At 68.5% G+C, this 965-nt stretch carries 2 protein-coding genes; both read right to left on the minus strand.

From position 1 onward, the window contains the following. A partial coding sequence (locus AC1DU6_RS32950; protein WP_477862499.1) for a hypothetical protein occupies positions 1-603 on the minus strand: 603 nt, incomplete at its 3' end. Continuing rightward, the coding region (locus tag AC1DU6_RS32955) for a vWA domain-containing protein (protein WP_477862501.1) at positions 600-965 on the minus strand (366 nt) is incomplete at its 5' end. The genes AC1DU6_RS32955 and AC1DU6_RS32950, both read right to left, overlap by 4 nt.

Consider the following 965-nt stretch of genomic DNA (forward strand, 5'->3'; position numbering starts at 1 on the left):
CAGGAAGGCCTGGGCGTCCTGCGAGGCGAGATCGTCGCCGAGCTGCTCGACCTTGGTCTCCAGCTCGGCCAGCACGCCCTCGAAGGTGGTCTGCGCCGTCTTGCCATTGGCCAGCAGCTTGGTGGTGGCGAACTGGGCCGGGATGCTGAGGTAGGTGTTGAGCGCCTGCGGCAGATAGCTGATGGCGATGTGGCGCGCGTGGAAGGTCTCCTGCAGGCTGAGCTGGCCCTTGCTGCGCTCCCACTGGTCGAGCAGGCCTTCGAGGCGCTGGCAGAGCTGCTTGATGCGCTGGGCCAGCGGCGCCGGAATGCGCCCGCCCGGGTTGTGTTCCGTCAGGCCGCGCACACCGGCCAGCGCCCGGCCCATGGCCTCGCGGGCGTCGCCCTCGTCCTCGAAGTTCAGCGCCTCCCACTCGTCCTCGCGCGTGCTGGGCCAGCCCCACCACAGCGCGCCGCCGACCAGGCCGACGGCATAGCCGAGCGCCGCGACACCCAAACCCCAGCCGCCGAGAAAGCCCAGGCCCTTCAGTACCAGCACGGCGGTCGCTGCCAGCAGGCCGCACCAGTTGGCTGGCGCGTTCAGCCATCTGAGAAGCCCGCTCATTGATACGCCCGGATGTCCTTGAACACCGCATACAGCGGCGTCTTGCGTGCATCGAAGACCCTGCCGCCGGTGATCTCCACCAGCGCCTTCAGGTCGCCCGCATCAGCCTCGCCGAACAGCACCATGAAGACGGGGATGCCGCGCACGTCCTCGGGCAGCTGCTCGTAGGCGCGTTTGAAGTCTTCCAGGCGGCGGCCCATATTGCTCTTGCCGTCGGTGAAGGCGACGACCGAGTACTGGTAGTCGGGGTTGCGCTTGCGTTCCTCCAGCATCTGCTGCAGGCCGGCCAGTACCGCGTCGTACAGGGCCGTGCCGCCGGCCATCTTCAGTTCGTCGGCGGCGTCGCGCACACGCTTGAGCTC

This window comes from Roseateles sp. P5_B10, from assembly GCF_056400485.1.